Origin of the sequence: Streptomyces sp. NPDC102441, assembly GCF_044765585.1 — a bacterium.
Classification (GTDB): domain Bacteria; phylum Actinomycetota; class Actinomycetes; order Streptomycetales; family Streptomycetaceae; genus Streptomyces.
In genome coordinates, this window is sequence record NZ_JBIWKH010000001.1 from 397,189 (window position 1) to 409,942 (window position 12,754).

Annotated in this window: 13 protein-coding genes; 2 read left to right on the top strand and 11 right to left on the bottom strand. The window is 70.5% G+C overall.

The window, feature by feature from the left end; all coding sequences use genetic code 11:
* Window positions 1–102: 102 nt before the first annotated feature.
* From ACIREO_RS01810 to ACIREO_RS01825, 4 genes are all read right to left on the bottom strand, one after another.
* Window positions 103–1,383 (bottom strand): hypothetical protein, encoded by a 1,281-nt coding sequence (locus ACIREO_RS01810; RefSeq protein ID WP_404103562.1) that lies wholly within the window; start codon window positions 1,381–1,383, stop codon window positions 103–105.
* A gap of 10 nt (window positions 1,384–1,393) precedes the next feature.
* Window positions 1,394–1,954 (bottom strand): DUF6114 domain-containing protein, encoded by a 561-nt coding sequence (locus ACIREO_RS01815; protein WP_404103565.1) that lies wholly within the window; start codon window positions 1,952–1,954, stop codon window positions 1,394–1,396.
* A 92-nt stretch (window positions 1,955–2,046) separates the two neighbouring features.
* On the bottom strand, window positions 2,047–2,688 hold the full coding sequence (locus ACIREO_RS01820) for a DUF6230 family protein (RefSeq protein ID WP_404103567.1): 642 nt from the start codon (window positions 2,686–2,688) through the stop codon (window positions 2,047–2,049).
* 598 nt (window positions 2,689–3,286) lie between these two features.
* Complete coding sequence (locus ACIREO_RS01825; RefSeq protein ID WP_404103570.1) at window positions 3,287–4,243, bottom strand: tetratricopeptide repeat protein; 957 nt, start codon at window positions 4,241–4,243, stop codon at window positions 3,287–3,289.
* A 338-nt stretch (window positions 4,244–4,581) separates the two neighbouring features.
* On the opposite strand from ACIREO_RS01825, the gene ACIREO_RS01830 reads away from it, so the two are divergent.
* Window positions 4,582–5,217 carry a TetR/AcrR family transcriptional regulator gene (locus tag ACIREO_RS01830; protein ID WP_404103572.1) on the top strand — a complete coding sequence of 212 codons (636 nt, stop codon included), beginning with the start codon at window positions 4,582–4,584 and terminating at the stop codon, window positions 5,215–5,217.
* 7 nt (window positions 5,218–5,224) lie between these two features.
* On the opposite strand, the gene ACIREO_RS01835 is transcribed toward ACIREO_RS01830, so the two are convergent.
* The 4 genes from ACIREO_RS01835 to ACIREO_RS01850 form a co-directional block, all read right to left on the bottom strand.
* A complete protein-coding gene (locus ACIREO_RS01835; protein WP_404103575.1) occupies window positions 5,225–6,925 on the bottom strand; it encodes a methylmalonyl-CoA mutase in 1,701 nt (566 codons plus the stop codon).
* Window positions 6,926–7,008: 83 nt separating this feature from the next.
* Entirely contained in the window at window positions 7,009–7,341 is a 333-nt protein-coding gene (locus tag ACIREO_RS01840) for a DUF3817 domain-containing protein (RefSeq protein ID WP_404103579.1), read from the bottom strand.
* 62 nt (window positions 7,342–7,403) lie between these two features.
* The gene (locus tag ACIREO_RS01845; RefSeq protein WP_404103582.1) at window positions 7,404–7,913 is read right to left on the bottom strand and encodes a MarR family winged helix-turn-helix transcriptional regulator; all 510 of its coding nucleotides are present in this window, start codon (window positions 7,911–7,913) and stop codon (window positions 7,404–7,406) included.
* Window positions 7,914–7,945: 32 nt separating this feature from the next.
* Window positions 7,946–9,346, bottom strand: a complete 1,401-nt coding sequence (locus tag ACIREO_RS01850; RefSeq protein WP_404103585.1) for an MFS transporter — start codon at window positions 9,344–9,346, stop codon at window positions 7,946–7,948.
* Window positions 9,347–9,367: 21 nt separating this feature from the next.
* Here ACIREO_RS01850 and ACIREO_RS01855 point away from each other — a divergent pair, with 21 nt between their 5' ends.
* Window positions 9,368–10,354, top strand: a complete 987-nt coding sequence (locus ACIREO_RS01855) for a DUF5937 family protein (protein WP_404103588.1) — start codon at window positions 9,368–9,370, stop codon at window positions 10,352–10,354.
* 26 nt (window positions 10,355–10,380) lie between these two features.
* On the opposite strand, the gene ACIREO_RS01860 is transcribed toward ACIREO_RS01855, so the two are convergent.
* From ACIREO_RS01860 to ACIREO_RS01870, 3 genes are all read right to left on the bottom strand, one after another.
* Window positions 10,381–11,760 carry a glycosyl transferase gene (locus ACIREO_RS01860; RefSeq protein WP_404103591.1) on the bottom strand — a complete coding sequence of 460 codons (1,380 nt, stop codon included), beginning with the start codon at window positions 11,758–11,760 and terminating at the stop codon, window positions 10,381–10,383.
* A 162-nt stretch (window positions 11,761–11,922) separates the two neighbouring features.
* Window positions 11,923–12,216 (bottom strand): MTH1187 family thiamine-binding protein, encoded by a 294-nt coding sequence (locus ACIREO_RS01865; RefSeq protein WP_383793467.1) that lies wholly within the window; start codon window positions 12,214–12,216, stop codon window positions 11,923–11,925.
* A complete protein-coding gene (locus ACIREO_RS01870) occupies window positions 12,213–12,563 on the bottom strand; it encodes a DUF3817 domain-containing protein (RefSeq protein ID WP_404103594.1) in 351 nt (116 codons plus the stop codon). The genes ACIREO_RS01865 and ACIREO_RS01870 overlap by 4 nt, the downstream gene beginning before the upstream one ends.
* Window positions 12,564–12,754 lie beyond the last annotated feature (191 nt).

Consider the following 12,754-nt stretch of genomic DNA (forward strand, 5'->3'; position numbering starts at 1 on the left):
TGGCCCGCACCCCCGTTCTCACGGGTGTGCGGGCCACGGTCGTTGTGCGGCTCCCGAACGGGTCCTGTCGTACCTGACCCAGCCTGATCCAAACGAAAGACCCTAGCTCTTGCCGCCGGTGAAGTAGTTCTGCAGGCCCGGGACCTTGAGCGAGCCGCCGAACTGGCCGGCCTGCTTCACCGTCGCGTTGGTGAAGAAGGCGAAGGGCACGTTCAGCGGCGGCGGGGTCTCCGGGCTGAAGGTGACCGGGATGAGGCCGAAGAGGTTGCCCTTCAGCTCCTCCGTGTACATCGTCACCGTGCCGTTGCGGATGGTGGAGGTCGACCCCTCCTCCGCCTTGACGTGGCCGGTGGAGCCGGCCGGGCCCGTCGTCAGCTGGTGCAGGTCCTTGATGTCGACGGTGTCGGCGGTGAACTTCAGCACCTTCTTGACGCTGCCGTTGTACGTCTTCACCTCGACGATGCCCGCGTAGTCGAGCCCGGTGAGCGTGAGCTTCGAGGTCTCCAGCGTCCACGGGTCGTCCGGGAGCAGCGGGAGGCCCTGCTCCAGGTCGGCCGCGGCGAGCGCCTCGGGGTCGGCGGTCGGGCAGGGGAAGCGCTCCTTGGCGCCGTCAGGGATGTCCTCGTCCTTCACCGGGTCGAGGCCCTTGACGTCGTCGTCGAGCTCCTCGACGCCCTTGCCCGCCTTCTCGGCCGCGTCACGGATGGCGTCCGTGGTCTTGTCGACCGTGTCCTTCGCCGCGTCCGTGGCCTTCTCGACGGGCTTCGTGGTGGCGCTCTCCGACGGCTTCGGGGCCTCGGTGGTGGCACTGGGGGACGGCTCGGCCGTCTCCTTGTCCGGTCCTTCGAAGAGGTCCTTGAGCGCGTCACCGACACCCAGCGGGTCGAGGGGGTTCTTCGACTCGGTGGGCTCGGGAGTGGCCGAAGCGGCGGCCTTGTCCCCGGAGGTCTCCGTGGACGTGTCCTCCTCCTCGGAGGCGCTCGCACTCGCCGAGGGCTTCGGAGACGCGGTCCCGTCGTCCTTACCGGCGTCGTCCTTGCCGGCGTCGTCCTTACCGGCGTCGTCCTTACCGGCGTCGTCCTTGCCGGCATCGTCGGACGGCGTGGCGCTCGGGCTCGGCTCCGCCTCGGGCTCCTGCGACTCGGACGGCTCGTCGGAGCGGGTCACACAGGGCCCGGGCGCGAAGGGGATGTCCGAGTTGTCGTCCGCCATCGCCAGCTTGGGGGTGAGCCCCATGCCGACGAAGACGGCCGTCGGCATCGCGGCGAGCGCGAACGCCTTCTTCCCCGCGGGCATGTGCAGCTTCGTCAGGAGTGACTTCCTGGGCGCCGCGTGGCGGCGCCCACTCCGCTCCGGGAGGTCCTCCGGACCGAAGTCTTTCATCTGCCTGTCGTCACCCGGCACGATGCCTCCCACCGTCGGCCTCCGCCGCCGCCTTGAACATCATCGGCCTCCGCGGGGCCTCAGCCGCGCCGTGGGCCTCCTGACGCTGCTCCGGCACCTCGGGGTCGCCGTCCCCGGACACCTGCGCCTCTCCGGACGCCGCGGAGGCCTGTGCCTCGGCCGGAGCCCAGGCGATCGAGAGCGCTCCGCCGAGAAGGGAGAACAGGAAGCCGACGATGAAGCCGCCTATGTTGGCGACGGGAATGGAGATCAGCGCGAGCAGGATCGCGGCGACACCGGCGAACACCCGCACGATGTGGTGGAACCACATCGTGAAGCCCAGCGTGATCAGCAGGATCCCGATGATCAGCGACCCCGCACCCGCGGTGGTGGACATCGCGATCGTCATGTTGCCGAGGTGCATGTTGGCGTACGGGAAGTACGCGATGGGTAGACCACCCAAAATGGTGAACAGGCCCGCCCAGAACGGCCGGTTACCCCGCCAGGTGCGGAATCCCCGCCGGTAGACGGTGAGGTGGTGCTCGTTCTGCCCTGTGGACTCGGGGCTCATGGAAAACAGCTCCCTGGAACCGGTACTGCTGTGAGAAGAGAAGGGGTGGGCAGCCGGAGGTCCTCACAGAACTCCGGCCACCCGGGCGAGTGCTAGAAGCACTCCTTGACGCCCTTGTGCAGCTTCAGGCTCAGGTTGCTGAGCTTGAAGGTGCCGGCGGTGGTTGCCCACGCCGTCTGCTCCACGTTGGACAGCGTGGCCGTGTCGGCACGCTGCGAGAAGCCGTTCGGGTTGACGGACTTCTCGGTACCGGACTGGATGCCGGGCTTCCCGACCGAACCGGCGGCGACGCCGATGTCGATGTTCTCGAAGTACGCGTCCGCGTCGAGCTGGGCGACATCGAGGTACAGGTTCGTCGCCTCGACGGGCTTCTTCGGGTCGGTACCCGCCTTCAGCTCCAGGCTGACGCTGCCGAGACCGAAGGGCAGGTCAGGCGTGACCACCGACTGGCACATGTTGGTGATCGTGGCGCTGCTGAAGCCGGAAACGGCGACCGGGTGCGCCGCGTCCTTGCCGTTGAGGTCCTTGCCGACAGCGACGCTGCCGTACTGGACGAAGTCCTTACCGACGAGCTTGTCGGTACTGACCTTGAAGCTCTGGCCGGAGACGCTGAACGACGCGGCGAGCGCACCCTGCGCCAGGCCGACGCCGACTGCGGCGGTCGCGACGACGCTGGGCACCATGACCAGAGCGAAACGCTTCCATCTGGTACCACCGCGAACCTGCGAACTCATAAATTTCCTCCTTCTCGGACGTACATCTCCGGTACGGACATGGTGCCCGCCCTGGGATGGGAGAAGTGCTACGTCCTCGGGAAGGAGAGCGCCCGGACCGGAGGCGCGTACCGCATCCGAATCACCGGCGATCACCCCCGAGCGACAACCACTGGCCGCGCGTCTGCGCGACCGGTCGGACAGGCCCTGCCCAGGGGCAGGAACCCCCCTGTCCGCGATCGGCGCCACTGCCGCCGACCACCCGGTGGGGACCCAACAGACCCACCTGCGCCGACTGGTTGCCGGGCTGGCGGGTATTGGACCGAGCGTGGCCGATCGTGGTGCATTCGCGGCCGTGACACAAGGGGGTCGTTACCGGCTAGTAACGACCCGATAACCAGGACGCGACAGGGGGGCATCGCCCGGCCACACAGGGTGGCACCGGAAGGACGTGCGAACAGCAGGATTGCAACCCGAAACCGGACAGAACGCCGAGGGTGATTTACTGCGAGTAACAGCGCGTGCTTTTATCAATTTTTGGTAAAGCAGACGTGTCAGTCGGCGTTCGCCCGTGAAAACGGCCGTGGAGCCGGGAAGGCTCCACGGCCGTGTTGTCAGATCAGAACAAGACGCGCGCCAGGGCGGTCCGGGCCGCGGTGACCCGGGGGTCGTCGGGGCCGATCACCTCGAAGAGCTCCAGGAGCCGCAGGCGTACGGCGTCGCGGTCGTCGCCGAAATTGCGTCGGACCGTCTCGACGAGCCGCCCGAAGGCGTCCTCGACATGGCCGCCCACGAGATCCAGGTCCGCCGCGGCCATCTGCGCCGCCGGCTCGGCCGGACTCTCCGCGGCGTCCTTGCGGACCTGCTGCGGGTCCAGGCCCGCCACGCGGCCCAGGAGTTCGGCCTGGGCGAGGCCCAGCTTCGCCTCGATGTTGACCGGGTCGTCGGCCAGGACGCTCCTGTACGCCTGGACCGCGCCGGTGAAGTCGTTGGCGTCCAGCGCCTGCGCGGCGGCTTCCAGCTGCGCGTCGTACGGCCCTGCGGGCACCTCGGCGGGGGCGCTCTCCTCGTCGACGTCGCCGGCGTCCGGGGCGACGGTGATACCGGTGAGACCGAACCGCTCCTCGCCGACCTGGATCAGCTGGTCCAGCGTCTGACGGATCTGGCTCTCGGGCGCCGCGCCCTGGAAGAGCGGGAGCGCCTGTCCGGCCACCACGGCGAAGACCGCCGGAATGCCCTGGATCCCGAACTGCTGCATCAGCATCTGGTTGGCGTCGACATCGACCTTGGCCAGCACGAAGCGGCCGTTGTACTCGACGGCGAGACGCTCCAGGAGCGGGCCGAGCTGCTTGCACGGCTCGCACCACTCGGCCCAGAAGTCGATGACTACGGGGACTTCGGTGGAGCGCTGGAGGACGTCGGCCTCGAAGCCGGCCTCGTCGACGTCGATCACCAGGGAGACGGGTGCCACGGCACCGTCACCCCCCTGCCGGGCGGACTCCGCGCGGGCCTGCTCCGCCTTCGTCTTGGCGTCGCCGGCCGCCTTCACAGCGGCGAGGTCGACGACGCCGCTCATGGACATGTTCCTAGGCTGCATACGTACATCCTCCCCCCTGCGCGCTCTGTTCCGGAAAGCGATCCGCGAACCGCTTCCGTCCACAGCCGCACCGGTGTGCGCGGCGGGTGGACGGAAACGGCCCAGGGCCCTGAAAAACCCAGAGATCGGCACCGGATCCCCACCCGGCGCCTGTGGCTGTCGATCAGTGTGGCGTCAGCGACGGACGGACCGTCGTTTCTTACGCTACGACCCGTAGCGTAACTGCCGGACCCCCCTGCGAGGCAAGAGTGCGCGGTGATCTGTCTCACGAGCTCCCGGGCCGGTCAGCACTACTTACTGGCCGGTATGGTCGCCGCATGCTGAGCCGCAGCCCCACCGAACCCACCCGGTCCGGACGACCCCGCAGCACCGAGGCCGATGCCGCGATCCTGGAGGCGACCCGTGCGTCGCTGGTCGACCTGGGCTGGTCGAAGCTGACGATGGGCGATGTGGCGACGCGGGCGGGGGTCGCCAAGACGACGCTCTACCGGCGCTGGGCCGGCAAGAACGAGCTGGTGGTGGACGCGGTCGCGGTTCTCTTCGACGAGCTGGAGCTGCCCGACCTCGGCAGTCTCGGAGCCGACGTGGAGGCCGTGGTCCTCCAGTTCGCGGCCCTGCTGGAACGCCCGGAGACCAAGACGGCCCTGATGGCCGTGGTCGCCGAGTCGACGCGGGACGAGGCGCTGCGGGATCGCATACGCGATTCGATCGTGACCCGGCAGAAGCACCTCGTGCTGCTGGGGCGGGAGCGCGCGCAGCAGCGCGGTGAACTGCCCACCGAGCCGGACACGGTGGTGGCGGCCCGCACCGCCGACCTGATCTTCGACGTGATCGCCGGCGCCGTGGTGCACCGGACACTGGTGAGCGCCGAGCCCGTCGACGCCGACTGGGCCCAGCGCTTCACCCTGCTGCTGCTCTCCGGACTGGGAGCGGCGGCCTCGCAGGAGGACTGACCGCGCGTCAGAATCCCGGCGGCTCCGTGTAGACGCCCCACTCGTCGCGCAGCACCCCGCAGATCTCACCGAGGGTCGCCTCCGCCCGTACGGCATCCAGCATCGGCCCGATCATGTTCGAGCCGTCGCGCGCCGCCGCCAGCATCGCGTCCAGCGCCCCACGGACCGCTCCGTCCCGGCGGCCCTCCTTGCGCCCGGCGAGCTCACGCACCTGCTCGCGTTCGACCTCGTGGCTGACGCGCAGAATCTCAAGGTCGCCGGTGACGGACCCGTGGTGGACGTTGACGCCGACGACCCGCTTCTCGCCCTTCTCCAGCGACTGCTGGTACCTGAAGGCGGATTCGGCGGTCTCGCCGGTGAACCAGCCGTCCTCGATGCCTCGCAGGATTCCGGAGGTCATCGGCCCGATGGGGTGCTTGCCGTCCGGATGCGCCCGGGTGCCGCGCTCCTTGATCTGCTCGAAGATCTTCTCGGCGTCGGCCTCGATGCGGTCGGTGAGCTGCTCGACGTACCACGAACCGCCCAGCGGGTCCGCGACGTTGGCGACGCCTGTCTCCTCCATGAGCACCTGCTGGGTGCGCAGCGCGATCTCGGCGGCCTGCTCGGACGGCAGGGCGAGCGTCTCGTCCAGGGCGTTGGTGTGCAGGGAGTTGGTACCGCCGAGGACGGCGGACAGCGCCTCCACAGCGGTGCGTACGACGTTGTTGTAGGGCTGCTGGGCGGTGAGCGAGACACCGGCTGTCTGAGTGTGGAAGCGGAGCCACTGCGCCTTGTCGGTCTTGGCGTCGTAGGTCTCCTTCATCCAGCGTGCCCAGATCCGGCGCGCGGCGCGGAACTTGGCGATCTCCTCGAAGAAGTCGAGGTGCGCGTCGAAGAAGAAGGAGAGCCCGGGAGCGAAGGTGTCGACGTCCAGGCCCCGGGAGAGACCGAGCTCCACGTATCCGAAGCCGTCGGCGAGGGTGTACGCGAGCTCCTGTGCGGCCGTGGACCCGGCCTCGCGGATGTGGTAGCCGGAGACCGACAGCGGCTTGTAGTCGGGGATGTCGCGGGCGCAGTGCTCCATCAGGTCGCCGATGAGGCGCAGATGCGGCTCGGGCTGGAAGAGCCACTCCTTCTGTGCGATGTACTCCTTGAAGATGTCGGTCTGGAGCGTGCCGTTGAGCACGGCCGGGTCGATGCCCTGACGCTCCGCGGCGACCAGGTACATGCAGAAGACGGGGACGGCGGGGCCGCTGATCGTCATCGAGGTGGTGACGTCGCCGAGCGGGATGTCCTGGAACAGGACCTCCATGTCGGCGGCGGAGTCGATGGCGACGCCGCAGTGGCCGACCTCGCCGAGTGCACGGGGGTCGTCGGAGTCGCGGCCCATCAGGGTCGGCATGTCGAAGGCGACGCTGAGCCCGCCGCCGCCGTTGGCCAGGATGGACTTGTAGCGCTCGTTGGTCTGCTGGGCGTTGCCGAAGCCGGCGAACTGGCGGATGGTCCAGGTACGTCCCCGGTAGCCGGTGGGGTGGAGTCCCCGGGTGAAGGGGTACTCGCCGGGCCAGCCGATCCGCTCGAAGCCCTCGTACGTGTCGCCGGGGCGGGGCCCGTACACGGGCTCCACCGGGTCACCGGAGAGGGTGGTGAAGTCCGCGTCACGCTTGCGGGCCTTGTCGTAACGGGCCTGCCAGCGGCGGCGGCCTTCCTCGATCGCATGAGCGTCCATGCTTCAAATTTACTAGGACGTCCTACTAAATGTCGACGGCAAACCGCCCGGCGCTTCACGCGGGGCGGTTCGGGCGCTTCGGATCAGGCCTTGACGGCCTGCGCGGAGCCGTCGGAGATCAGCGGCTCGACCTCCTGGACCACCTTGCGCTCGACGAAGAACGCGGCGGTCGGGATCGTGCCGGAGATCAGCACCCAGAGCAGCTTGCCGACCGGCCACTTCGCCTTGGAACCGAGGTCGAAGGCGAAGATCAGGTAGATGATGTAGAGGACACCGTGGATCTGCGAGACGACGAGTGTCACGCTCTCACCGGTGTCGAAGCCGTACTTGAAGATCATGGATACGCACAGGATCAACAGCATCACGGCGGTGACGTAGGCCATCACCCGGTAGCGGGTCAGCACACTGCGTTTCATGACATCGAGCGTAACCGGGAGGCCGGGGCGATCTTGCGGCGCCCTGCCCCTCACGAAAGGCCCTACTTGTCCTCGAAGTCCTGGGCGGCGACCCGCAGCGGCCGGAGCATCGCGAAGATCTCGGCGCACTCCTCGTCGTCGTACGCGCCGAGCCCGAAGTCCATCGCCGTCAGGTCCTGGCTGGCCGCCTCGACGACCTCACGGCCCTTGTCCGTGATGGAGGCCAGCGTTCCGCGCCCGTCGTTGGGGTTGGGGCGCTTGTCGACCAGCCCCGAGCGCACCAGCCGGTCGACGGTGTTCGTCACGGAGGTGGGGTGCACCATCAGGCGCTCGCCGATCTTGGACATCGGCAGCTCGCCGGCCTGGGAGAAGGTGAGCAGGACCAGCGCCTCGTAGCGGGCGAACGTCAGCCCGTACGGTTTCACCACCGCGTCCACCTCGGCGAGCAGGATCTGCTGCGCACGCATGATCGACGTGATCGCGCCCATGGAGGGCACCGGACCCCAGCGCCTGTGCCAGAGTTCTTCGGCGCGGGCGATGGGATCGAAGGGGAGGCTGAGCGGCTTCGGCACGGCATCGACCTTACCCACTGGTCACATGGCGGTCAGCACCGTCTCGCACTTCGGTACCGGACACGCGTTCTACGCACCTCGACAACCAGCAGAAGCGTGCAGACCGTACCGGCCACGCCCGCGCACGCGACGACCTGGTGTACCGGGAAGAACTCCGCGGCCAGCCCCGCGAGGGCCATGCCCACTCCCTGGGCTGTCATCAGGCCGGCGGTGAGCAGTGTCATGGCCCGGCCCCGCAGATGCTCGGGGACCGCCTCGACGAACCACTGGTCGAGCCCGATGATGTACGCCGCCCCGGCCCCGGCCAGCACGAGAGCGGCCACGGTCGGAGCCACCCCCGGGCGGAACGCGTAGAGCACGAGGGGCAGCAGTCCGAGAGCGGCGACCGGCAGCACGATCCGGGAGCGGGCGCGGGGGCCGAGCGCGGTCGCCACATACAGCTCGGCACCGATGTGGCCGACGGCCATCGCGGACATCAGGAGCCCGAGGGCCGCGGGACCGGCGCCGATCGCGTCCGCGTACGGAGCCGCGAGGGCCTCCGGGGCGACCACGAAGAAGGCCGGCACCCAGAAGAGCAGGAGCAGCCCCCGCATCCGGCGGTCGCCGAGGACGGCGCGGGCCCCGGCGAGCGACTCCTTGAGCAGCGTGCCGCCGGCGTCCCCTCCGGTGCGGGCGGGCCGGTCCCGGGTGCCGAGGCGCAGCAGCCCGGCCGAGCAGAGGAACGTCACCACGGTGACCGTGATCGCCCCGCGCGGGGACAGCGCGGTGAGCAGCAGCCCGCCCGCCCCGAAGCCGACGAGCACGGCGCTCTGCGAGACCAGGCGCAGCAGTGAGCGGCCGAGGACGTAGAGGTCGCCCTCCCCGAGGATGTCGGTGAGGGCCGCCGTCCGCGTCCCGGTGAAGACGGGCGCGATCGCGGCCACCACGCAGCGCAGCGCGAGAAGCCCCGCGACGGGCGTGCCGGGGAGCACCATCACGGCGACGCAGCCGGCGCAGACCAGGTCGCAGGTGACGAGGACCCGGCGGGCGGGGTACCGGTCGGCGACCCCGGCGAAGAGCGTGCCGCCGACGATGTACGGCAGGAAGCCGAGCGCGAAGGTGAGGGCGGACAGGAGGGGTGAGCCGGTGAGGTCGTAGACCAGCACGGTGAGCGCCAGCTCGCTGACGACCACGCCGAGGAGGGAGAGCAGATGCGCGGCGAAGACCGCCCGGAACTCCCGTACGGCGAAGACCGCGCGGTATCCCCCGGTTCGGGGGCCTGCCTCCGGGGCGGAGCCCGGGTCGGGTGAGGAGGCACGGCCCAGGGGGCAGGGCCGGGGACAGCGCCTTCTCGGCGGGCTCTTCGCGGGGTGCGCCCGCCGGGGTGGTGGTGTCGCTCGGCATGGACGCAGCTTGGAGGAAGGACCCCGCCCCTCCATAGACTTTCGGCTCACGCCGAAACTTGAGTGGGCACCATGCCGTTCCATCTGTACTTCGACGAGAGCGACCTGCTCCGCTGCCGCTTCGCCCTCTCCCCGCTCTGGGAGACGCAGGAGGCCGTACGCACGCTCCGCCGCCCCTCCCGGCACGGCTACCACCTGCCGTGGCTCCGGCGGGTGGAGGAGGGCGCCGCCGGTCTTGACCTCGCGCCGCTGTGGTTGCTGATGCCGGAGCACGGCCACAACCCGGACTTCATCTGTCCGCCGCCGCTCGGGCCGCTCGCCACCTTCGCCGAGGAGATCGCGGCCGTGCGCGCGACGGATCCGGCGACCGCCCGCGACGACATGGCGCTCGCGCTCGCCGACATCCCGGGCGGCCTGCGCTCCCCCGCCGGGCAGCGGATGCTGGCCGGCCCGGCTCGCGCGGTCCAGGAGCTGGCGGACCTGCTGGAGCGGGCGTGGGAGGTGATGATCGAGCCGCACTGGCCCCGGCTGCGCGCCCTGCTGGAGGCGGACGTCGCCTACCACTCGCGCCGCCTCGCCGAGGTCGGCTTCGAGCGGCTGCTCGGCGAGATCAGCCCACGGCTGCGCTGGACGGACTCGACCCTGACGGTGGCCGGCACCAGCGGGAACCACAGCAGGGTCCTGGGCGGGCAGGGGCTCGTCCTGATGCCCAGTGTCTTCGTCTGGCCGGACGTCGTCGGCGGCTACGAGCCGCCCTGGCAGCCCGCGGTGATCTACCCGGCGCGCGGCATCGGCGGACTGTGGACGGAGTCCGCCGACCGGACGCCGGACGCGCTCGCCCGGCTGCTGGGAAGGGCCCGCGCCGACGTGCTGTGCGCCCTCGGTGAACCGGCCGGGACGAGCGCGCTGGCGCACCGGCTCTCGCTCGCCCCGTCCTCCGTGTCGGCGCATCTGTCGGCGCTGCGCGCGGCGGGTCTGCTCACCTCGCGGCGCTACGGGCACCAGGTGCTGTACGAGCGCACTCCGCTGGGCATCGCGCTGGCGGGGCAGGAGCCGTAGGCGTGTTGTGCGGGCAGGCCGGCGGGTCAGCTTCCTCCCGCAGGGGTGCCCGCCGCGCGGGCGAGCACGGGTTCCGCCTCGGGCACCCGGGGCCGGTTCCGCGCGCCACCGCCGTTCCCGCGCTCACGCAGCAGGGTGAAGGACCGCGCCGCGACCGGCGCGAGGGCGATCAGCAGAGCGAGCACCGCCCAGCCACGGGCCGCCGCGTGGGTGGTGGCCGCCAGACAGCTCACCACGCCGAGCAGCCCGGCAAGGGTGGCCACGGGGTGCTGGACGAGCAGCAGCGTGTAGCCGACGAGCCGGCCGGCCGGCATCCGGAACAGCGCCTTGCCGTACTGCCGCAGCAGCCCCGCCCTGGACCGGCGCGGCCACCGGCCGGAGCGGTCCGCCGTGGACGCGTGACCCTCGCGGGAGGCCGGCACGTCCGGGGTGTGCACCGAGCGCCAGTACTGCCCGGTCCGCGGGTTGCGTCGGCGGTGGATCTCGAAACCCGTGGCCATGTCCTCGGTACCCGAGCCGTGGAAGCCGCCGGCCTGGCGCAGCGCCGCGGTGCGTACGACGCTTCCGGGGCCGGCGAGCACGGGCGCCCCGTAGCGGTTGCCCGCGCGCTGCACCAGGGCGTGGAAGCCGTGGTTCCCGGCGAGCCAAGGACCGACGACGAACGCGGTGTCCGGGTCACGGAAATAGCCGGTCGTCCGCTCCAGGAAGGCGGGCAGCGGGACGTGATCGGTGTCGACGGAGGCGAGGAGGTCGTACGCGTCGCCGTGCTTGGCGATCCAGGCGTTGCGGTTGCCGTGCTCCGTCCCGGCCTGGTGCGGGCCCTTCTCCCGGTTCCACTCGGGCACCCCGAGGCGGGTGAAGTGGTGCACGCCCAGCTCGGCGCAGAGCATCCTGGCCTCCGGGTCGTCGCCCTCGTCGAGCAGCCAGACGTCCAGCGGTCCTGGGTGCCGCATCCGTGCGGCTCCCTCCAGGTTGGCCCGCACCGCGGAGAGCGGCTCCCTGCCCGGCACGTACGTGGTGAGGAAGGCGATCCGGGTGCCGGGCTCGGGCGTCACGGGGACGGGTTCCCTGGCCACCGTCGCGGCGTGCACGACCAGGGCGAGGCCGACCGGCGCCAGCACCGCGACCAGGCAGAGGGACGCCACCGTCACGGAGTCGGCGGGACCGGGCCACGTCCGGCCGTTCCCGCGACCGCTCCGGTGCTCGGGCAGGACCAGGAAGAGCAGCACGAGCCCGGCGGACACGGGGGCGAGCACGGGCGGGAGGACTGCTCGTATTCGGTGCCACCCGGTACGGAGGAGCCCGCGGTACCGCACCCGGTACCCGGTCGCGGGCCGCTCCGTGAGCGGCCCGGGGGGCCGGCCGCTGTGGCCGGCCCGGTCGTGGTCCTGTCTTTCCGACGGCATCGCGCCTCCAACGGTCGGATATGCCGGTGGTCCCCACAGAAGGGGAGAACCGGCGAGGCGGCGACCCGGCAGGTCCGAGTGAGCGGATTTCTTCGCCCGAACGGAACGGGCCCCCGGCGCCGGGCGGCGTCGGGGGCCCTTTGTACGCGTACGGACGGGGCGTCAGCCCGCCAGGTGCCGCTCCACCGTCTCGACCTTGGAGGTCAGGCCGTCGGTGACGCCCGGCCGGATATCGGCCTTGAGCACCAGGGAGACGCGACCCGCGCGGGCCTCGACGGCGGCGACGGCGCGCTTCACGACGTCCATGACCTCGTCCCACTCACCCTCGATGGAGGTGAACATCGCGTCCGTGCGGTTGGGCAGCCCGGACTCGCGGACGACACGGACGGCGTCGGCGACGTACTCGCCGACGTCCTCACCGACGCCCACCGGACTGACGGAGAAGGCGACGATCATGCGCTGACCGTCCCCTCGGCGCGGGCACGGGCGGCGATGACACCGTCGGCCTCGTACTTCTTGAGCAGCTTCTCGCCGTAGAGCCCGCCGAAGGGAAGCACCGCGAGGAGGAAGAACAGGGCGACGCGCTTGAACGGCCACTTGGCCTTGGCCCACACGTCCAGCAGGAACACCAGGTAGATCGTGAAGAGGATGCCGTGCAGCATGCCGAGCGGCATCATCAGGAAGTCGATGTCCGAGATCCGGCTGAGCACCGAGCCGAAGAGGATCAGCGCCGGGAAGGACAGCGCCTCGGGAAGCGAGATGAGGCGCAGCCGGTGCAGGGCGGAAGCGGTCTTGATGTCCACGAGGGCACCTTCGGTGGGTGGGAGGGGCGTGGCGGCTTGTGAAAGCAGGCACAAGCACTGCCATTGTGGCATCGCTCCCGGCCCTCCGGGGCACGGGGGCCGAGTCCGGCCCCCGCGGCACGTATCAGTGCATATCAGGGTCATGTCGGGGTCGGGATCGGCCGCCGGGCCCTGTGCGCCGGGCCTCCCTG